The sequence below is a fragment of the Caulobacter sp. GW821-FHT10C03 genome, assembly GCF_059415485.1.
Genome location: NZ_JBWKNI010000001.1, coordinates 225,088 through 244,484 on the forward strand (window position 1 = coordinate 225,088; position 19,397 = coordinate 244,484).

Sequence of the window (19,397 nt, forward strand, 5' to 3'; positions counted from 1 at the left end):
TGACTTGACCTGAAAAAGGGCCCTTCGACGATCCGGACCAGCTATGGTCGGGGCCGTCGGAGGGCTTTTTTGTTGAGGGGCGTCGCGCAAGAGGACGCCTGTGTGGGAGGGCGCGTGTTGGATCAGCCTATTCGCAAGGTCGTCGTGGTGGGCGGGGGCACCGCCGGCTGGATGACGGCCGCGGCGTTCAGCCGGCTGCTGGTCAGCCCGACGGTGCAGGTCGAGGTCGTGGAGTCCGAGGCCATCGGCACGGTCGGCGTCGGCGAGGCCACCATCCCGACCATCCGCAACTTCAACGAAAAGCTGGGCCTCGACGAGGTCGAGTTCATCCGCCAGACCCAGGCCAGCTTCAAGCTGGGCATCGACTTCCGCGACTGGGGCCGGGTCGGCCACCGCTATTTCCACGGCTTCGGCGACTTCGGGGCCGACCACGAGCAGGTGCAGGCCCACCAGCTGTGGCGGCGCCTGCGGGCCCTGGGCGACGACAGCAGCCTGGAGGACTGGTCGCTGCCGACGGCGGCGGCGGCGCTGAACCGCTTCATCCCGCCCAGCCCCGATCCGCGCTCGCCGCTGCACGACTATTCCTACGCCTACCATTTCGACGCGGGGCTCTACGCGGCCTTCCTGCGCCGCTACGCCGAGGCGCGGGGCGTCGTGCGCACCGAGGGCAGGATCGTCGACGTCGCCCTGCGCGGCGCCGACGGCTTCGTCGAGGCCGTGGTGCTGGACGACGGCCGGCGGGTGGAGGGCGACCTCTTCGTCGACTGCTCGGGCTTCCGCGCCCTGCTGATCGAAGGGACCCTGAAGGCCGGGTTCGAGGACTGGTCGCGCTGGCTGCCGTGCGACCGCGCCCTGGCCGTGCCGTGCAAGCTGGGCGGCGACGGCCTGACGCCCTACACCCGCTCGACCGCCCGCGAGGCTGGCTGGCAATGGCGGATCCCGCTGCAGCACCGCATCGGCAACGGCTATGTCTATTCCAGCGCCTTCGTCGACGACCAGCGGGCCGCCGACACCCTGATGTCGAACCTTGATGGCGACGCCCTGGACGATCCGCGTCCGCTGCGTTTCCTGGCCGGCCGTCGCAAGAAGTTCTGGGATCGCAACGTCGTGGCCGTGGGCCTGTCGGGCGGTTTCCTGGAGCCACTGGAATCCACCTCGATCAGCCTGATCCAGAACGGGATCGCGCGGCTCTTGGAATTCTTCCCCGACCGTCGCTGCGATCCGTTGCTGGCCGACGAGTTCAACCGCGTCTCGGCCCAGGAATACGAGCGCATCCGCGACTTCATCATCCTGCACTACTGCATCAACCAGCGGGACGAGCCGATGTGGCGGCAGGTGCGCGAGGTCGAGCTGCCCGACAGCCTGAAGGCCAAGATCGCGCTCTACAAGGCGCGCGGCCATGTGGCGATCCACGAGGGCGACGGCTTCGCCCGGCCCAGCTGGATCTCGATCTACAACGGCCTGGGCGTGGTGCCCGAGACCTACGATCCGCTCGCCGACCGCATTCCCGAGGCCGAGTTGCGCCGGCTGATGGATCACCGGCGGGCGGTGATCCGCCATGCCGCCCAGTCGATCCCGACCCAGGCGGCGTTCATCGCCCAGCATTGCGCGGCCGAGCCGATCGGCTGACATAACGACTAGACCCTTGGGGGAGGGAAGCATGCAGGACACCGATCGCAACCTTCGCAAGATCGTGGTCGTCGGCGGGGGCACGGCTGGCTGGATGGCCGCCGCGGCCCTGTCGCAGCTGGTCGGCGGCCGGTTCGGGGCGATCGAGGTGGTCGAGTCCGACGAGATCGGCACGGTCGGGGTGGGGGAGGCGACGATCCCGCCGCTGCATCTCTTCCACGCCCTGCTCGGTATTGACGAGAACGCCTTCATCCGCGCCACCCAGGGGGCGTTCAAGCTCGGCATCGAGTTCCGCGACTGGGGCCGCAAGGGCGGTCGCTACTTCCACCCGTTCGGGGCCTACGGCGCGCCGATGGGGCTGTCGCCGTTCCACCAGACCTGGCTGCGGGCCAGGGCCGAGGGCGTGGCGGACGATCTTGACGCCTACAATCTGGCCGCCAGCGCCGCGGCTTTGAACCGCTTCGTGCGCCCGCCGGCCGGCCAGGCGCCGCCGGTGTTCTCGACCTTCGGCTACGCCTTCCATTTCGACGCCTCGCTCTATGCGAAGTTCCTGCGCCGCTTCGCCGAGGCGCGGGGCGCGCGGCGGACGGAGGGCAAGATCGTCGACGTCGCCCTGCGCGACGAGGACGGCTTCGTCGAGGCCGTGACGCTGGAGGACGGCCGCCGCATCGAAGGCGACTTCTTCATCGACTGCTCGGGGTTCCGGGGACTGCTGATCGAGCAGGCCCTGAAGACCGGCTACGAGGACTGGAGCCATTGGCTGCCGTGCGACCGCGCCCTGGCGATTCCCAGCGCCAACGTCGGCCCGCTGACGCCCTATACGCGGTCCACGGCCGAGGCGGCCGGCTGGCGCTGGCGCATCCCGCTGCAGCACCGCACCGGCAACGGCCACGTCTATTGCAGCGCCCACATCAGCGACGACGAGGCCGCTTCGGCCCTGCTGTCGGGGCTGGACGGCGAGGCCCTGGCCGATCCGCGTCCGCTGCGCTTCACGCCGGGGCGTCGCCGTAAGGCCTGGAACCGCAACGTCCTGGCCCTGGGCCTGGCGTCGGGCTTCATCGAGCCGCTGGAGTCGACCAGCATCCACCTGATCCAGACGGCGATCACGCGGCTGTTCAGCTACTTCCCCGACCGCGACTTCGACCCGGCCACGGTCGACGAATACAACCGGCTGTCGGCGCAGGAGTTCGAGGAGGCGCGCGACTTCGTCATCCTGCACTACGCCGTCGGCGAGCGCGACGACAGCGAGCTGTGGCGCTACTGCCAGGCGATGAGCCTGCCCGACAGCCTGCGGCGCAAGATCGACCTCTATCGCGGTCACGGGCGGATCCACGTCCTGCCCAACGAGCTCTTCAAGGAGCACAGCTGGCTGGCGGTGCTGGAGGGGCAGGGGGCGCGACCCGAGCGCCTGGACCCCTTGGCGAGCCTGATCGACGGCGCGGCCCTGCGCGGTCAGCTGGGCGCGATCCAGGCGGCGGTGCGCCAGACCGCGCAAGCCTTGCCTTCCCACGAGGCGTTCATCGCCAGCCATTGCCGCGCGGAGGCGTGATCCCGCAAAAAATGGGCTGACAACGCTATCAATTCCCTTGCGCCGCCATTTGTATGATTATACATATGACGAGTGGCGCCGAGGTCGCGAAAGCGACTGTTCGGCCGTGCGGATCTCCTGCGAGGTCTGCCAGCGCGCCGCGCGAACCACCTCCCCGGTCTCGCGCGAAGTCTTTTCAACCGCGCATCGCCTCCTGCGGGCGATGCGCGGATTTTTTTGCCTTTTATCCAACTGTTACAAAGAGTTGCTGAGCGACGTGGCGCTCGGCGAAGGCCGTGAAAACCGGTTGCAATCGCGGCCGCCTCGGCTAATTGTCCTATTTATAAGAATGGTAGCGGTAACGAGTTGGCGGGGCTGAAGTCTCTCGCGCGACCGCCGGATCGGGAGGAGGCGAGGGGGCATGTCCATTCCCTTTGACAGCGCTTACTTCCGCGGCGAACGCTCGATGCAGGCTTAAGGTCCGACCGGCTGGCCAGCAGGAGGTTTTCGCGTGACGTTTCGAACCCGTAAGCACGGGCTCGCCGCCCTAGGCGCGATCCTCAGCCTGTCGCTGGCCGCCCCGGCTTTCGCCCAAGCCCCGCTGCCCAAGCTGGTGACCAAGAACGGCAAGCACGCCCTGCTGGTCGACGGCAAGCCGTTCCTGATGCTGGGCGTCCAGGCCAACAACGCCGCCAACTATCCCTCGCAACTGCCCAAGGTGTGGCCGGCCGTGAAGGCCCTGAACGCCAACACCCTGGAGATCCCGGTCGCCTGGGAGCAGATCGAGCCGGTCGAGGGCAAGTTCGACTTCTCCTATGTCGATCTGCTGCTGAAGCAGGCCCGGGAGAACGACACCAAGCTGGTGATCCTGTGGTTCGCCACCTGGAAGAACAACGGCCCGCAGTACGCCCCTGAATGGGTCAAGCTCGACAACAAGCGCTTCCCCCGGCTGATCAACGGCAAGGGCGAGATGAAGAACTCGCTGTCGCCGCACTTCCGCGCGACGCTGGAGGCCGACAAGAAGGCCTTTGTCGCGCTGATGCGCCACCTGAAGGCGGCCGATCCGGATCACACCGTGATCATGGTCCAGCCCGAGAACGAGGTCGGGGCCTACAGCGCCATCCGCGACTTCTCGCCGACCGCCCAGAAGATCTTCGACGGCCCCGTGCCGAAGGAGCTGGTCAAGGCCATGGGCAAGAAGCCCGGGACCTGGAAGGAAGTGTTCGGCAAGGACGCCGACGAGTTCTTCTACGCCTGGTCGATAGGCCGCTATGTCGATGAGATCGCCGAAGCCGGCAAGCGCGAACTGCCGCTGCCGATGTACGTCAACGCCGCCCTGCGCGACCCCTTCCACGACCAGGACCCGTTCACCTATTCGTCGGGCGGCCCGACCTGGAACGTGCTCGACGTCTGGAAGGCCGCCGCCCCGTCGATCGACGCCCTGGCTCCCGACATCTACATGCGCGAGAGCGAGAAGGTCCGGAAGACGCTGGAGCAGTACGGCCGCGCCGACAATCCGCTGTTCGTGCCCGAGATCGGCAGCGACAAGGCCTACGCCCGCTACATCTACGACGTGCTGGGCCATCAGGGCATCGGCTTCGCCCCGTTCGGCCTCGACTACACCGGCTATTCCAACTATCCGCTCGGCGCCAAGACGGTCGACGCCAAGACGCTGGAGAACTTCGGCGTCCACTATCGCCTGCTGGCCCCGATGGCCCGCGAGTGGGCCAAGCTCTCGTTCGAGGGCAAGGTCTGGGGCGTGGGCGAGCAGGAGGGCGGCAAGCCCGAGACCCTCGACCTGGGCGGCCGCTGGAACGTGCGCGTCACCTACGGCGAATGGCAGTTCGGCTCGATCGAGGCCCCGTGGATGGCCAAGGCCGAGAAGCAGCCCGACCGCGAGATCCCCGACGCCGGCGCCCTGATCGCCCAGCTCGGCCCCGACGAGTTCCTGATCACCGGCTATCGCGCCCGCCTGACCTTCGGCTCGGCCAAGGGCGAGCAGTTCATGGTCTCGCGGGTCGAGGAAGGCCACTTCGACGAGGCGGGCCTGTGGGTGTTCGACCGCGTCTGGAACGGCGACCAGGTCGACTACGGCCTGAACCTGACCACCTTGCCGCAGATCCTGAAGGTGAAGCTGGCGACCTACTAGGTCGTCTCCCGTGCGTGATCCTCGTCCTTCGACAAGCTCAGGATGAGGATCATTGCCGGCCTCGAATTTGAAAACCTCACCCTGAGCCTGTCGAAGGGCGGGGTTTTCACCCCAACAAAAGAACGAGAACAGGGAAGAACGAAGACATGCGCAGCATCTATCGGGGCGGCGGCCTGGCCGCGGGCCTGGCCCTCTCCCTGCTGGCCTCGACCAGCGCCTTCGCCCTCGACGGGGCCTTCGAGAAGACCGCCGACGGCGTGGTCGTCACCCCCGCCTCGGGCCCGGCCAAGAAGGTCCGGCTGCAGGTGATGGGCGAGCGGATCATCCACGTCACCGCCTCGCCGACCGAGACCTTCGACGCCCCGCCCAGCCTGATGGTCACGGCCAAGCCGGTCGCGACCGGCTTCACGGTCGACGCCAAGGGCGGGGTGCTGACGCTGAAGACGGCCAAGGCGACCGCCCAGGTCTCGCTGAGCGACGGCACGGTCGACTTCCTCGACGCCAAGGGGCGCAAGATCCTGGGCGAGCGCGACCGCGGCGCCTTTACCCCGACCAAGGTCGAGGGGCAGGACTTCTACGTCGTTCGCCAGCAGTTCAATCCGGGCACGGACGAGGCCTTCTATGGCCTGGGCCAGCACCAGAACGGCCAGATGGACTACAATGGCCAGGACGTCGAACTGCTGCAGTACAATCGCTCGATCGCGGTGCCGATGCTGCTGTCATCGCGCGGCTACGGCCTGCTGTGGGACAACAACTCGATCACCCGCTTCGGCAACCCGATCCCCTATGACGTCGCCTCGCGCGACCTGAAGATCTTCGACGCCGACGGCAAGGCCGGCGGCTTCACCGCCAAGTACTACCAGAACGGCCAGTTGAAGGTGACGCGGGTCGAGAAGGACATCGACTACCGCTTCCTCAAGGACCTGCCCAACTGGCCGGCTGAGCTGCAGACGGCCGAGAAGAAGCTCCAGCCCGGCCAGACCGTGGTGTGGGAAGGCGCGATCCAGACCGACAAGGCCGGCGAGCACAATTTCAAGCTCTATTCGAGCAGCTACGCCAAGGTCTGGCTGGACGGCCACCTGGTCATCGACCGCTGGCGCCAGAACTGGAACCCCTGGTACCACAACTTCGACGCCAAGCTGACGCCGGGCAAGAAGCACAAGATCCGCGTCGAGTGGACGCCGGACGACGGCTATATCGGCCTGCTGCACAACGACCCGATGCCGAGCGCGGACCGTCACTCGCTGCAGTTCACCTCGGAAGTCGGCAAGGCCATCGACTACTACTATGTCGGCGGCGACGACCTCGACCAGGTGGTGGCCGGCTATCGCGACCTGACGGGGTCGGCGGTGATGATGCCGCGCTGGGCCTACGGCTTCTGGCAGTCGCGCCAGCGCTACGAGACCCAGGACCAGATCGTCGGCGTGGTGAAGGAGTACCGCAAGCGCGGCCTGCCGCTCGACAACATCGTCATGGACTGGCGTTACTGGAAAGACCCCGAGTGGGGCACCCACAAGTTCGACGAAACGCGCTTCCCCGATCCGCAGAAGATGATTGACGACATCCATGGGCTGAACGCCCACTTCATGATCTCGATCTGGCCGAAGTTCTATCCGACCACGGACAACTACAAGGAGCTCGACGCGGCCGGTCACATGTACCACCGCAATGTCGAGCAGGGCGCGCTGGATTGGGTGGGCCCCGGCTATCTGAACTCGTTCTACGACCCCTACACCCAGGAAGCGCGCGACATCTATTGGCGCCAGGTGAAGAAGAACCTGAAGGTCTATGGCGTCGACGCCTGGTGGATGGACGCCTCCGAGCCCGACCTGCACTCCAATGTCGACGTGCCCGAGCGCACCCTGCGCATGAGCCCGACGGCGCTCGGCCCAGGCGCGGAATACTTCAACAGCTACGCCCTGGAGCACACCCGCGGCGTCTATGAGGGCGAGATCAAGGACAACCCGGACGTCCGTCCGTTCATCCTGACCCGCTCGGGCTTCGGCGGGCTGCAGCGCAACGCCTCGGCGGTGTGGAGCGGCGACGTGGTGGCCCGCTGGGACGACTTCCGCGACCAGATCTCGGCCGGCGTGAACCTGTCGATGTCGGGCATTCCCAACTGGACCACCGACATCGGCGGCTTCTCGGTCGAGAAGCGCTATGAGAGCAAGGACCCCGCCCACTGGGCCGAGTGGCAGGAGCTGAACCTGCGCTGGTTCCAGTTCGGCGCCTTCAGCCCTCTGTTCCGCAGCCACGGCGAGCTGCCGTTCCGCGAGATCTACGAACTCGCCGACGAAGGCAGCGACGTCTACAAGTCGCTGGCCTGGTACGACGAGCTTCGCTACCGGCTGATGCCCTACGTCTACACCCTGGCGGCCGACACCTATCACCGCGACGGCAGCATGATGCGCGGCCTGGTGATGGACTATCCGGCCGACGTGAAGGCCCGCAGCGTCAACGACGAGTACCTGTTCGGCGACGACTTCCTCGTCGCCCCGGTGACGGCGTTCAAGGCCCGCTCGCGCGGCGTCTATCTGCCCGCCGGAACCTGGTACGACTTCGAGACCGGCAAGGCCTTCAAGGGCGGCCAGACGGTCAAGGCCGACGCGCCGCTGGCCCGCATGCCGCTGTTCGTGAAAGCCGGCGCCATCGTGCCGACCACGCAGGTGCAGCAGTATGTCGGCGAGAAGCCCGACGCGCCGATCACCCTGCTGGTCTTCACCGGCAAGGACGGCAAGTACGAGCTCTATGAAGACGACGGCCTGTCCAACGGCTACGCCCGCGGCGCCTGGGCCCGCACGCCGATCTCCTATGACGACGCCAGCGGTCGGGTGACCATCGGCGCCCGCTCGGGCGGCTTCAAGGGCCTGGTCGAGAAGCGCGTCTTCAAGGTCCGCTTCATCGGCAAGGGCGCCAAGCCGACCGACTTCGACGCGGCGGCCGACCTGACCGTGGAATACGACGGCCAGCCGGTGGTGCTGACCCGGAAGTAGGGGTCACGTCATGTGAGCCAGCGAGGGCCCGGCGTCGCCGCCGGGCCCTTCGTCTTTTCAGAGCCGTCTCAGACCAGGGGGCAGGTCACGGCATAGGCGTGGCGCGAGCCCAGCAGGCCCTTGTGGATCTCGACGCAGACCGACGCGCCGATCGGGTGCAGGGCGTAGATGTCCGCCGTCACCGAGAGCTCGTCGAAGGTTTCGCGCCGGCCGTCGACGGTGGCGCCGACATAGAGGCTGGGACGGCCTCGGCTTGGCCAGACGGCGTCCTCGACCACGCCCTGGACGACCATGAAGTCGTTGCGCGTGACGGCGAGGTCGACGGCGGAGACGACACCCCAGCCCCAGGCGAAGGCGATGACCGCGGCGAAGGCCTTGGTCGTCAGGTTCCGCCCATGGGTGTCGGCGATGATCATGGAAATCCAGAGCACGGCGCCCAGGCCGGCGGCCACGGCGAGCAGGCCGCCGCAGTCCATGAAATGCTGCTGGAAGCTCGGGATGCACAAGGCCAGGGCCGGCATGCACCAGGCCATGAAGAGGTTCTCCGCTCCCGGCATGCCCTTGGCTTCGAACAGCGACAGTTCCGGATCGCGCCTGACCAGCCAGATCGCCGCCCAAGGCGTCAGGGCCGCCAGGGTCACGACGACGGGATAGGGCCACGGCTTGATCATCAGCCAGAAGGCACAGACCACCGACCAAACGGCCAACCAACCCGCCGCCACGATGGAGCGGTCCGAGGGGCCGATCCGATACACCACGCTGCCAATCATGGCGCGACCCTAGGGCGAGCTTCACCTTAAGCGCCAGTGAAACCCGGCCGCGAAGGTGCTCTTATCGGGCGGTGATCCCCCGGAGAGTCGCCATGTCCAAGTCCGTCCTGCTCGCTGCTTTCTTGGCCGCCGCGCTGGCCGCCGCGCCCGCCGCCTTCGCGGCCGACTGGTCGCTGGCCATCCATGGCGGAGCCGGCGTGATCAATCGCGGGGACCTCAGCCCTGAGAAGGACGCGGCCTACCGCGCCGGGCTCGACGCGGCGCTGAAGGCCGGCTCGGAAGTGCTGGAAAAGGGCGGCTCCAGCCTCGATGCGGTCGAGGCCGCCGTGAAGGTGCTGGAGGACAATCCGCTGTTCAACGCCGGCCGTGGCGCGGTCTTCACCGCCGATGGCAAGAACGAGCTGGACGCCTCGATCATGGACGGCGCGACCCTCAAGGCCGGCGCGGTGGCGGGAGTCACCCGCACCAAGCACCCGATCAGCCTGGCCCGGGCGGTGATGGAGAAGTCGCCCCACGTGATGCTGGCCCGCGAGGGCGCCGACGCCTTCTCGTTCGAGCAGGGGCTGGAACAGGTGGATCCGTCCTACTTCCGCACCGAGGAGCGCTGGAAGCAGCTGGAGGCCTGGCGCGCCAAGCAGAAGGCCGCGCTGGACCCGACCCACCTCTACGGCACGGTCGGGGCGGTGGCGATCGACGCCAAGGGCCACCTGGCGGCGGCGACCTCGACCGGCGGCATGACCGGCAAGAAGTGGGGCCGGGTCGGCGACAGCCCGATCATCGGCGCCGGCACCTACGCCCAGGACGGCGTCTGCGCGGTCTCGGCCACCGGCTCGGGCGAATACTTCATCCGCACCAGCGCCGCCCACCAGGTCTGCGCCCGCATCGCCTTCGCCGGCCAGGACCTCAAGGCCGCCGGCGCGGCGACCATCAAGTCGATCGGCGACATCGGCGGCGACGGCGGCATGATCACCATGAACGCCAAGGGCGAGGTGGCCTTCCCGATGAACAGTTCGGGCATGTACCGCGGCTGGGCCAGCGCCAAGGGCAAGGGCACGGCGATCTACGCGGATGAGAAGTAGGGGCGCTTCGCGCACCCCCTCCGACCCTCCGGGCCACCTCCCCCAAAGGGGGAGGATCTTGGTGCGCGCCGTTAGATGCTCCCCCTCTGGGGGAGCTGTCGCGGAGCGACTGAGGGGGAGCCGCGAAGCGGCTTAAGCCGCCGCCACCAGCTTCGGCTGGATAAGCGCCGCCGCGTTGATCCGACGGCCGCCGGGCTTCATCACTTCCAGGTGCACGTGGTTGGTGATGCCCGGATAGTGCTTCTGCAGGCTGGCGACGTGGCCGATGGTCTGGCCGAGGCGAATGGTCTGGCCCACCGCGACGTCGGGGTCGACGTAGAAGGCCCGCGCCACATAGCCCAGCGCCGGGTTGGTGATCTCGACGAAGCGCAGGTCGGTCGAGTCCGCGTAGGCGTAGCCGATCTTGGTGACGTAGCCCGAGATCGGAGCCTTGGCGGGCTGGCCGGCTTCGGCGGTGTAGTCCACCCCCTCGTGCCGTCGCGAGCCGCCGTCGCGGCGGGCCCCGAAGGTGCCGTCGCCGAAGTCGTCGTGCTGGCGCGGGGCCGCGCCGGTCGGGTTGGCGAAGTCGGGCGCGCCGTCGCCGTCGATGTCGGCGCCCTTCCACACCGTCTCCATGCGGACGGGCTTGGGCGGGGCCGCTTCCATCTGGTCGAGCAGTTTCTGCACCGCCGGACGGGCGTTGCGGTCCACGTGCGGGCTTTCCATCGCCAGGCCCGCCATCGGCGCGAAGAGCACGGCCAGACCCAGGGCCACGCGCGCCTGGGGAGGGAGGTTCTTCATCGCCGAAAAGTGCATCTCGCCATCCTATGGATCGTTACGCCCGTCTGTGCGTTAGGGGTCGTTAACCATCCAGATAAGGCGATGAAAAGGCGCAACTCCTGCGTCAGGACGACGCGTATGTGCTCATTTATGCTCAAGCTAATTTTTGAGAAAACTGCCTGACGTTGTTCGTGTCTGTTGTTTCGCGCCAGCTTGGATTGAGTTGATCTGATCGAACGGTCAGGCTTTTTCGATCTCGATCAGCAATAGACTTCCTTCCACGGCAAGGGTCTTGCCGGGTTCGGCGACGACGGCGTCTTCCGCCGCCAGCCGCGCGTCGTTCACGCGAGCAGGGGAGAGGGCCGCCAGGACCGTGACGTCCGTCGTTGCGACGATTTGCTCGGCGCCCAAGATCCTCCGGACGCATCCAAACCAGGCGCCGCGCCGGACCATCAGGTTGAGGTCGCGGATCGGTCCGCCGTCCAGCGTCGCCGCGGCCGGTGCGTCGCCGGGAAAGGCCAGCGGCGCGGACGTCTCGTCAAGCAAGACCTCGCCCAGGCCGTCGATCGTCAGCCTCAGGCCCGCGCCGGCGATCACCGTCAGCACCCGATCGACGCCGGGAAACACCGAGAACGGCCCCGGCGCGGCGACCCGCGCGATGCTCAGCCGCCAGTCGAAGGCGTCCATCCCCGCGCCCGGCGGCTGGGCGGCGATCTCCCAGGTCGTCCCGCCGCCGTTCTTCCACGGTGCGGGCGTGCGGTCGTCGGCGCGGAGGAGGCGCACTAGAGGATGCCCGGCAGGTCCAGCCCGTGTTCCCGCGCGCAGTCCTGGGCGATCTCGTAGCCCGCATCGGCATGGCGCATGACGCCGGTCGCCGGGTCGTTCCACAGCACCCGCTCGATGCGCTTGGCCGCAGCCTCGGTGCCGTCGCAGACGATGACCATGCCCGAGTGCTGCGAGAAGCCCATGCCGACCCCGCCGCCATGGTGCAGCGACACCCAGGTGGCGCCCGACGCGGTGTTGAGCAGGGCGTTCAGCAGCGGCCAGTCGGAGACGGCGTCCGAGCCGTCCTTCATGGCTTCCGTCTCGCGGTTGGGCGAGGCGACCGAGCCGCTGTCCAGGTGATCGCGGCCGATGACGACGGGGGCCTTCAGCTCGCCCTTGGCGACCATCTCGTTGAAGGCCAGGCCCAACCGGTGGCGATCGCCCAGGCCGACCCAGCAGATGCGGGCGGGCAGGCCTTGGAACTTGATCCGCTGGCCGGCCATGTCGAGCCAGTTGTGCAGGTGTGGATTGTCGGGGATCAGTTCCTTCACCTTGGCGTCGGTCCTGGCGATGTCTTCGGGATCGCCCGACAGCGCCGCCCAACGGAACGGTCCGATCCCCCGGCAGAACAGCGGGCGGATGTAGGCCGGCACGAAGCCGGGGAAGTCGAAGGCGTTGGCCACGCCTTCCTCCAGCGCCATCTGGCGGATGTTGTTGCCGTAGTCGACGGTCGCCACGCCGGCGGCCTGGAAGTCGAGCATGGCCTGGACGTGCACGGCCATCGAGGCGCGGGCGGCCTTGTTGACGCTGGCCGGGTCGCGCTCCCTGGCGTCGGCCCACTGGTCCAGGCTCCAACCAACCGGCAGGTAGCCGTTGATCGGGTCGTGGGCGCTGGTCTGGTCGGTCAGCAGGTCGGGGCGAATGCCGCGCTTGAACATCTCCGGCAGCAGTTCGGCGGCGTTGCCCAGCAGGCCGACCGAGATCGGGGTCTTGGCCGCGCAGGACTCCTCGATCCAGGCCAGGGCCTCGTCGAGGCTGTCGGTCGACTTGTCGAGATAGCCGGTGCGCAGCCGCATCTCGATGCGCGAGGGCTGGCACTCGATGGCCAGGCACGAGGCCCCGGCGAACACCGAGGCCAGCGGTTGCGCGCCACCCATGCCGCCCAGGCCCGCCGTCAGCAGCCACTTGCCCGACAGGTCGCCGGCATAGTGCTGGCGGCCCATCTCGACGAAGGTCTCGTAGGTGCCCTGAACGATGCCCTGGGCGCCGATATAGATCCACGAGCCGGCGGTCATCTGGCCGTACATGGCCAGGCCCTTCTTATCCAACTCGTTGAAGTGCTCCCAGGTCGCCCAGCGCGGCACCAGGTTGGAGTTGGCGATCAGCACCCGCGGCGCGTCGGCATGGGTGCGGAACACGCCGACCGGCTTGCCCGACTGCACCAGCAGCGTCTGGTCGTCCTCCAGCCGGCGCAGGGTCTCGACGATCTTGTCGTAGCTCTCCCAATCGCGGGCCGCGCGGCCGATGCCGCCATAGACCACCAGCTCCTCCGGCCGCTCGGCGACGTCGGGATGCAGGTTGTTCATCAGCATCCTGAGCGGGGCTTCGGTCAGCCAGGACTTGGCGGTGAGCTCGGTTCCGGTGGCCGGGCGGATGACGCGGGTGTTGTCGAGGCGGGTCATGCGGGACTCGTCTGAGAGGAGGGCAGGGCGGGCATGCTCCTCCCTCGCGTCAGCGGGGGAGGTGGCGCGGCGCTATCAGCGCCGTGACGGAGGGGGCGAGGGACGGAGTGCGGCGGGGGGGGGGGGGGGGGGGGGGGGGGGGGGGGGGGGGGGCGGGACGGAGTGCGGCGGTCGCCCCCTCCACCGCTTCGCGGTCCCCCTCCCCCGTTTCACGGGGGAGGAGCTTGGCTGGCGAACGCCACGCATGCCTTCAGCACGTCGGTCAGCACGCTGCGCATCGGCGCGGCCTTGGGCGGGCGGTAGGGCGAGGGCCAGGACTGCGGGGTGATGCGGGGCGAGGGGTCGTCCATGTAGCCGCGACAGGCCAGCTCCATCTGCACGGCGTGGATGCCGCGCTCGGGCTTGCCGTAGTGGCGGGTGATCCAGCCGCCCTTGAAGCGGCCGTTGGTCACCATCGGCAGGCCGGAGGTCTCGCAGGCGGTCTCGACCGCCGCCGCCAGGGCCGGATCGCAGCTCTGGCCGGAGTTCGTGCCGATGTTGAACACCGGCAGCTCGCCGGGAAAGAGGCGCGGCGCCCGCGAGCGGATCGAGTGGGCGTCGTACAAAACGACCTTGCCATGCAGGGCTAGCAGCCGGTCGATCTCGGCCCGCAGCGCCGCGTGATAGGGAATGAACCAGCGCTCGCGGCGGGCGGCGATCTCGGCCTCGTCCGGCTCCTGGCCCTCGGCATAGAGCCGCTCGCCGTCGAAGGTGTCGGTCGGGCAGAGGGCGGTGGTGGCCATGCCGGGGTAGAGCGAGGCGCCCGACGGGTCGCGATTGACGTCGATCACCGTGCGCGACACCGCCGTCCGCGCCGTCGTGGCGCCCAGGTCGTCGGCGAAGTTGTAGAGCCGCTCGATCCACCAGTCGGCGTCCTTGCGGGCCAGCCAGGGCGAGGTCAGGCGTTTTTCGATGTCCTCGGGGATGAAGGATCCCGAGTGGGGAATGCTGACGATCAGGGGCGCGTCGCCCCGCCAGACTTCCAGCCAGTCGCTGCTCATCAGGTCGCTCCGGGCAAGGGAACGCCGGCCGCCGCGACGATGACCGCGCCGGTCCGCACCAGGATGTTGGCCGCCTCCATGTCGGGATGGAAGTGGCGGTCGTCCGACAGGTGCGGCACCTTCTCGCGGACCGACCTCCGCACCGCCTCGAGGGCGGCGCTGGAGGTCAGCGGCGCGTGGAAGTCGCAGCCCTGCGCGGCGGCCAGAAGTTCAATGCCGATCACGGCCGTTGCGTTCTCGACCATCGAAAGCAGGCGGCGCGCCCCATGGGCCGCCATCGACACGTGGTCCTCCTGGTTGGCCGAGGTCGGGATGGAGTCGACGCTGGCCGGATAGGCCTTCTGCTTGTTCTCCGAGACCAGGGCGGCGGCCGTGACCTGCGGGATCATGAAGCCGGAGTTGAGGCCGGGCTTGGGCGTCAGGAAGGCCGGCAGGCCCGACAGGGCCGGATCGACCAGCATGGCGATGCGGCGCTCGGCGATCGAGCCGATCTCGCAGACCGCCAGGGCGATCATGTCGGCGGCGAAGGCTACGGGCTCGGCGTGGAAGTTGCCGCCCGACAGGGCTTCGTCGGCCTCGGGGAAGATCAGCGGATTGTCGGAGACGCCGTTGGCCTCGGTGGAGAGGGTCGTGGCGGCCTGGCGCAGCACGTCGAGCGCCGCGCCCATCACCTGCGGCTGGCAGCGCAGGCAGTAGGGGTCCTGCACCCGCTCGTCCTCCTTCAGGTGCGAGGCGCGGATGTCGGACGACGCCATCAGGCTGCGCAGGGCGGCGGCGGTCTCGATCTGGCCGGCGTGGCGGCGCAGGGCGTGGATGCGTGGGTCGAACGGAGTGTCCGAGCCCTTGGCGGCCTCGGTCGACAGGGCGCCGGTGACTAGGGCCGACTGGAACAGCACCTCGGCCTCGAACAGGCCGGCCAGGGCGTTTGCGTTCGAGAACTGGGTGCCGTTCAGCAGGGCCAGACCCTCCTTGGGACCGAGCTCGACCGGCGCGAGGCCGGCGCGGGCCAGGGCTTCGAGGGCGGGCTTGCGCACGCCGCCGACGTCGATCTCGCCGACCCCGATCATGGTCGCGGCCATGTGCGACAGCGGCGCCAGGTCCCCCGAGGCGCCGACCGAGCCCTGGCTCGGCACCACCGGCGTCAGGCCCAGGGCCAGCATGGCTTCCAGCAGCTTGACGGTCTCGACCCGCACGCCCGAGGCGCCTTGCGCCAGGCTGGCCAGCTTGAGCGCCATCATCAGGCGGATCACCGCAACCGGCGAGGGCTCGCCCGTGCCGGCGGCGTGGGACAGCACGATGTTGCGCTGCAGGGTCGCCAGATCCTCGTCGCCGATGCGCACGCTGGCCAGTTTCCCGAAGCCCGTATTGATGCCGTAGACCGGCTCGCCCTTGGCCAGGATGCGGGTCACCGCCGCCGCGCTGGCCTCGATCACCGGCCAGGCATGGTCCGCCAGGCGGGCCGACGCGCCGCGATAGACGGACTTCCACTGGGCGAGGCTGACCTCGCCGGGGTGCAGGACTTCAGTATTCACGAAACGGCGCTCCAGACGCGCGCATGGAGCGGGTTGAAGCCCATGCGGTAGACAAGTTCGGCGGGACGCTCGACGTCCCAGATGGCGAGGTCGCAGGCCTTGCCGGCTTCCAGGGTTCCACGGTCGGCCAGCACGCCCAGGGCCCGGGCGGCCTGCCGGGTGACGCCGGCCAGGCACTCGTCCACGGTCAGGCGGAACAGGGTGGCGGCCATGTTCATGGTCAGCAGCAGGCTGGTCAGCGGCGAGGTGCCGGGGTTGCAGTCGGTCGCCAGCGCCAATGGCACGCCGCCCGCGCGCAGGGCGTCGATCGGCGGCAGCTTGGTCTCGCGCACGAAGTAGTAGGCGCCGGGCAGCAGCACCGCCGTCGTGCCGGCCTTGGCCATGGCGGCGATGCCGGCCTCGTCCAGATGTTCCAGATGATCGGCCGACAGCGCCCCGAACTCGGCGGCCAACGCCGCGCCGTGCAGGTTCGACAACTGCTCGGCGTGCAGCTTCACCGGCAGGCCGTGGGCGCGGGCGGTCTCGAACACCCGGCGGATCTGGGCGGGGGAGAAGCCGATGCCCTCGCAGAAGCCGTCCACCGCGTCGGCCAGGCCCTCTGCCGCGACGGCGGGGATCATCTCGCGGCAGACGAGGTCGATGTAGCCGTCGGCGTCGCCCTTGAACTCCGGCGGCAGGGCGTGGGCGCCGAGGAAGGTGGTCTTGACCGAGACGGGCCGGGCCTTGGCCAGGGCGCGGGCGGCGCGCAGGCTCTTGAGTTCATGCTCAAGCGACAGGCCGTAGCCTGACTTGATCTCGATCGTCGTCAGGCCCTCGGCGATCAGGGCGTCCAGGCGGGGCAGGGCGGCGGCGACCAACTGGCCTTCGGTCGCCTCGCGGGTGGCCTTCATGGTCGAGACGATGCCGCCGCCGGCCCGGGCGATCTCTTCGTAGGACGCGCCGGCCAGCCGCAGCTCGAACTCGTGGGCGCGGTCGCCGCCAAAGATCAGGTGGGTGTGCGGGTCGATAAGGCCGGGCGTGATCCAGCGGCCGTCGCAGTGAACCGTCTCGGCGGCCTCGAAGGCCGGGGCGTCGTTGGCGGGGCCGGCATAGAGGATGCGACCGTCCTTGGCGGCGATGACGCCGTCCTCGACGGCGCCCAGGCCGGGCGCGGCTTCGGCGAGGGTCGCAAGGCGGGCCTTGATCCAAACCCGATCGCACCGCATCGCCAACGCCTCCGAAGCCGCTTTGAGTCGTTTCCCGCGACCCTTGCGGCCCGGTTCAATATGTATAGACATATTCGCGAGCGACGAGGATTGTCCAGTGAGCGACGCCGAGAATCTTGAAGCCCCCGAACCGGCGTCCGAGGAGACTTTGGTCGAGGCCGCGAGCGAGCCCGCTTCGCAGGCGGCGCCCGAAGCCCCGAAAGACGTCGTGATCTGGTGCGAGAGCGCCCTGCTGGCCGACGGCTGGGCCAAGGGCGTGCGCCTCACCCTCTCCGAAGGCCGCATCGCCCGCATCGACACCGACGTCGTCGCCGGCAGCGAGCCCCGCCTGGGCGCGGCCCTGCCGGGCATGCCCAACCTGCACAGCCACGCCTTCCAGCGGGCCATGGCGGGCCTGACCGAGGCGCGCGGCGAGGGGAGCGACAGCTTCTGGACCTGGCGCGAGCTGATGTACCGTTTCGTCGAGCGGCTCGACCCCGACGCCCTGCAGGCCATCGCCGCCATGGGCCAGGTCGAGATGCTGGAGAGCGGCTTCACCCGCGTCGGCGAGTTCCACTACCTGCACCACGACAAGGACGGCGCCGCCTTCGACAATCCCGCCGAGATGGGCGCGCGGATCGCGGCGGCGGCGGAAGAGACCGGCATCGGCCTGACCCTGCTGCCGGTGTTCTACGCCCACGCCGGCTTCGGCGGCGCCGCGCCGGGCGAGGGCCAGAAGCGCTTCGTCACCGATGTCGACGGCTACGCCCGCCTGCTGGAGGCCAGCCGCGCCGCCGTCGCCGGCCTGTCCGAGGCGGTGGTCGGGATCGCGCCGCACAGCCTGCGCGCAGTTACGGCCGAGGAGCTGACGGCGATCACGCCATTGGCCGCCGGCGGCCCGATCCACATCCACATCGCCGAGCAGACCAAGGAAGTGGACGACTGCCTGGCCGCCACCGGCCAGCGTCCGGTGCGCTGGCTGATGAACCACGCCGAGGTCGGCAAGCAGTGGTGCCTGGTCCACGCCACCCACATGAACGCCATGGAGACCGAGCGCCTGGCCAAGAGCGGCGCGGTGGCGGGCCTTTGCCCGGTCACCGAGGCCAATCTGGGCGACGGCGTCTTTCCGGCCCACGACTACCAGGCGGCCGGCGGCGCCTTCGGGATCGGCTCGGACAGCAACGTGCTGATCGACGCGGCCGAGGAGCTGCGGGTGCTGGAATATTCCCAGCGCCTGACCCGCCGGGCTCGCAACGTGCTGGCCGGCGGTCCCAAGCGCTCGACCGGCGGGGAGCTGTGGCGCGCGGCCGTGGCCGGTGGCAGCCAGGCCCTGGGCGCGGGCCGGCCGGGCCTGCGCCGCGGCGCGCCGGCCGACTTCGTCACGCTGGACCGCGAGCACCCGGCCATCGTCGGGCGTGGCGGCGACGCCCTGGTCGACAGCCTGGTCTTCGCCGGCCGCTTTGGTGCGATCGACAGCGTCTGGCGCGCGGGACGGCCCGTGGTCTCCGGCGGTCGTCACCGGCATCGCGACGCCATCGCCGAGCGCTATCGCCGGGTGCTGAAGGACCTGCTGTCTTGACGGCTCTTCCTCTCCACCAGCGCATCCGCGACGAGATCGAGGGGCTGATCCGCTCGGGCGCTTGGGCGCCGGGCCATCGCGTGCCGTTCGAGAGCGAGCTGATGGCCCAGTACGGCTGCTCGCGGATGACGGTGAACAAGGCGATGTCGGCCCTGGCCGACGCCGGCCTGGTCGTTCGCCGCCGCCGCGCCGGCTCGTTCGTGGCCCGGCCCAAGGTGCACTCCACCGTCCTCGACATCCCCGACATCCAGGCCGAGATCACCGCCCGGGGCGAGACCTACGCCTTCGTGCTGCTGGCCGCCGAGCGCCGGCCCGCCGATCCCGACGACGGCGACGAGGCCGAGCTGGCGGGCGAGGGCGACCTGATCGTGCTGCGCGGCCTGCACGTGGCCGGCGGCCGGCCCTTCGCCCTGGAGGATCGCCTGATCAGCCTGGCCGCCGTGCCCGAGGCCGCCGCGGCCGACTTCGCCGCCGAGCCGCCCGGCGCCTGGCTGCTGCACCACGTGCCGTGGACGGAAGCGGAAAGCCGGATCAGCGCCGTCGGCGCGGAAGTCGCCGTCGCCGAACTGCTGGCCCTGGATGTCGGCACGGCCCTGCTGGCCGTCGAGCGCCGGACCTGGCGGGCCGGCGAGCCCGTCACGCGCGTGCGCCAGCTGTTCCCCGGCGAGGCCTACGACCTGGTGGCGAGGTTCGGGCCGGCGCGCTGAC

Annotated in this window: 14 protein-coding genes and 1 pseudogene; 7 read left to right on the plus strand and 8 right to left on the minus strand. The window is 69.2% G+C overall.

The features are described 5' to 3' along the window. The first annotated feature begins 114 nt into the window (after nucleotides 1-114). The 3 genes from AC07NG_RS01105 to AC07NG_RS01115 all read left to right on the plus strand — a co-directional run bounded on the left by AC07NG_RS01105 (nucleotide 115) and on the right by AC07NG_RS01115 (nucleotide 5,306). Nucleotides 115-1,629, plus strand: a complete 1,515-nt coding sequence (locus AC07NG_RS01105) for a tryptophan halogenase family protein (protein ID WP_494591598.1) — start codon at nucleotides 115-117, stop codon at nucleotides 1,627-1,629. Nucleotides 1,630-1,660: 31 nt separating this feature from the next. Beyond that, the gene (locus AC07NG_RS01110) at nucleotides 1,661-3,178 is read left to right on the plus strand and encodes a tryptophan halogenase family protein (protein WP_494591600.1); all 1,518 of its coding nucleotides are present in this window, start codon (nucleotides 1,661-1,663) and stop codon (nucleotides 3,176-3,178) included. A gap of 490 nt (nucleotides 3,179-3,668) precedes the next feature. Next, on the plus strand, nucleotides 3,669-5,306 hold the full coding sequence (locus tag AC07NG_RS01115) for a DUF5597 domain-containing protein (RefSeq protein WP_494591602.1): 1,638 nt from the start codon (nucleotides 3,669-3,671) through the stop codon (nucleotides 5,304-5,306). Nucleotides 5,307-5,324: 18 nt separating this feature from the next. Here AC07NG_RS01115 and AC07NG_RS01120 read toward each other — a convergent pair. After that, nucleotides 5,325-5,438: pseudogene (locus AC07NG_RS01120) on the minus strand (hypothetical protein); the annotation flags it as partial. A gap of 14 nt (nucleotides 5,439-5,452) precedes the next feature. Here AC07NG_RS01120 and AC07NG_RS01125 point away from each other — a divergent pair. Next, nucleotides 5,453-8,299 (plus strand): TIM-barrel domain-containing protein, encoded by a 2,847-nt coding sequence (locus AC07NG_RS01125; RefSeq protein WP_494591604.1) that lies wholly within the window; start codon nucleotides 5,453-5,455, stop codon nucleotides 8,297-8,299. A 68-nt stretch (nucleotides 8,300-8,367) separates the two neighbouring features. Here the strand turns inward: AC07NG_RS01125 and AC07NG_RS01130 are convergent, their stop codons facing one another. Further along, on the minus strand, nucleotides 8,368-9,006 hold the full coding sequence (locus tag AC07NG_RS01130; protein ID WP_494591606.1) for a hypothetical protein: 639 nt from the start codon (nucleotides 9,004-9,006) through the stop codon (nucleotides 8,368-8,370). A 155-nt stretch (nucleotides 9,007-9,161) separates the two neighbouring features. Here AC07NG_RS01130 and AC07NG_RS01135 point away from each other — a divergent pair, with 155 nt between their 5' ends. Beyond that, nucleotides 9,162-10,148 (plus strand): isoaspartyl peptidase/L-asparaginase family protein, encoded by a 987-nt coding sequence (locus AC07NG_RS01135; protein WP_494591608.1) that lies wholly within the window; start codon nucleotides 9,162-9,164, stop codon nucleotides 10,146-10,148. A gap of 132 nt (nucleotides 10,149-10,280) precedes the next feature. Here AC07NG_RS01135 and AC07NG_RS01140 read toward each other — a convergent pair whose 3' ends face one another. From AC07NG_RS01140 to hutI, 6 genes are all read right to left on the minus strand, one after another. Next, the gene (locus tag AC07NG_RS01140) at nucleotides 10,281-10,943 is read right to left on the minus strand and encodes a M23 family metallopeptidase (RefSeq protein ID WP_494591610.1); all 663 of its coding nucleotides are present in this window, start codon (nucleotides 10,941-10,943) and stop codon (nucleotides 10,281-10,283) included. 204 nt (nucleotides 10,944-11,147) lie between these two features. After that, complete coding sequence (locus AC07NG_RS01145; protein ID WP_494591612.1) at nucleotides 11,148-11,690, minus strand: HutD/Ves family protein; 543 nt, start codon at nucleotides 11,688-11,690, stop codon at nucleotides 11,148-11,150. After that, complete coding sequence (gene hutU, locus AC07NG_RS01150; RefSeq protein WP_494591614.1) at nucleotides 11,690-13,354, minus strand: urocanate hydratase; 1,665 nt, start codon at nucleotides 13,352-13,354, stop codon at nucleotides 11,690-11,692. The genes AC07NG_RS01145 and hutU overlap by 1 nt, the downstream gene beginning before the upstream one ends. 209 nt (nucleotides 13,355-13,563) lie before the next feature. Then, nucleotides 13,564-14,394: an N-formylglutamate deformylase gene (gene hutG, locus AC07NG_RS01155; protein WP_494591616.1), complete on the minus strand. Its 831-nt coding sequence runs from the start codon at nucleotides 14,392-14,394 to the stop codon at nucleotides 13,564-13,566. Beyond that, the gene (gene hutH / locus AC07NG_RS01160; RefSeq protein WP_494591824.1) at nucleotides 14,394-15,941 is read right to left on the minus strand and encodes a histidine ammonia-lyase; all 1,548 of its coding nucleotides are present in this window, start codon (nucleotides 15,939-15,941) and stop codon (nucleotides 14,394-14,396) included. The genes hutG and hutH overlap by 1 nt, the downstream gene beginning before the upstream one ends. Further along, the gene (gene hutI, locus AC07NG_RS01165) at nucleotides 15,923-17,131 is read right to left on the minus strand and encodes an imidazolonepropionase (protein ID WP_494591618.1); all 1,209 of its coding nucleotides are present in this window, start codon (nucleotides 17,129-17,131) and stop codon (nucleotides 15,923-15,925) included. Before hutI ends, hutH begins: the two co-directional genes overlap by 19 nt. Before the next feature lie 208 nt (nucleotides 17,132-17,339). Between hutI and AC07NG_RS01170 the strand changes: the two genes are divergently transcribed. After that, nucleotides 17,340-18,689 carry a formimidoylglutamate deiminase gene (locus AC07NG_RS01170; RefSeq protein ID WP_494591826.1) on the plus strand — a complete coding sequence of 450 codons (1,350 nt, stop codon included), beginning with the start codon at nucleotides 17,340-17,342 and terminating at the stop codon, nucleotides 18,687-18,689. Continuing rightward, nucleotides 18,686-19,396, plus strand: a complete 711-nt coding sequence (gene hutC, locus AC07NG_RS01175) for a histidine utilization transcriptional repressor HutC (protein ID WP_494591620.1) — start codon at nucleotides 18,686-18,688, stop codon at nucleotides 19,394-19,396. The genes AC07NG_RS01170 and hutC overlap by 4 nt, the downstream gene beginning before the upstream one ends. The last annotated feature ends 1 nt before the right edge of the window (nucleotide 19,397 follow it).

Bases quoted from the DNA above. Each gene is read 5' to 3' on its own strand.
- AC07NG_RS01110 (WP_494591600.1), top strand. From the start codon at position 1,661: ATGCAGGACACCGATCGCAACCTTCGCAAGATCGTGGTCGTCGGCGGG.
- AC07NG_RS01125 (WP_494591604.1), top strand. From the start codon at position 5,453: ATGCGCAGCATCTATCGGGGCGGCGGCCTGGCCGCGGGCCTGGCCCTC.
- AC07NG_RS01135 (WP_494591608.1), top strand. From the start codon at position 9,162: ATGTCCAAGTCCGTCCTGCTCGCTGCTTTCTTGGCCGCCGCGCTGGCC.
- AC07NG_RS01140 (WP_494591610.1), bottom strand. From the start codon at position 10,943: ATGCACTTTTCGGCGATGAAGAACCTCCCTCCCCAGGCGCGCGTGGCC.
- hutU (WP_494591614.1), bottom strand. From the start codon at position 13,354: ATGACCCGCCTCGACAACACCCGCGTCATCCGCCCGGCCACCGGAACC.
- hutG (WP_494591616.1), bottom strand. From the start codon at position 14,394: ATGAGCAGCGACTGGCTGGAAGTCTGGCGGGGCGACGCGCCCCTGATC.
- hutI (WP_494591618.1), bottom strand. From the start codon at position 17,131: ATGCGGTGCGATCGGGTTTGGATCAAGGCCCGCCTTGCGACCCTCGCC.